General features: G+C 33.9%; 1 pseudogene. It reads left to right on the top strand.

Features of this window, described 5'->3' with window-relative positions:
- Window positions 1-272: pseudogene (locus EYD46_RS17605) on the top strand (UDP-3-O-[3-hydroxymyristoyl] N-acetylglucosamine deacetylase); the annotation flags it as partial.
- Window positions 273-310 lie beyond the last annotated feature (38 nt).

Raw genomic sequence — 310 nt, 5'->3', positions numbered from 1 at the left:
CTGGTGTTTTAATAGTAGAAGCAATGGCATAAACAGGAGGTATACTTGTATTGAGCACCGTTCCAGATCCAGAAAACTATCTAACATTTTTCATGAAAATGGATAATGTTAAGTTTAAAAGAAAAGTAAGCCCTGGAGATACTTTAATTTTTAAGTGTACATTAATCACTCCTATCAGAAGAGGAATTTGCCATATGCAGGGGTATGCTTATGCAAATGGGAAGTTATGTGCGGAAGCAGAATTGATGGCACAGATTTCCAAAGTAAAATAATTAAAACATAAAAAATGAATCAACCTTTAGCATACGTG

This window comes from Hyunsoonleella pacifica, assembly GCF_004310335.1.
GTDB lineage: Bacteria > Bacteroidota > Bacteroidia > Flavobacteriales > Flavobacteriaceae > Jejuia > Jejuia pacifica.
This window is presented reverse-complemented; position numbering and strand designations above follow the sequence as displayed.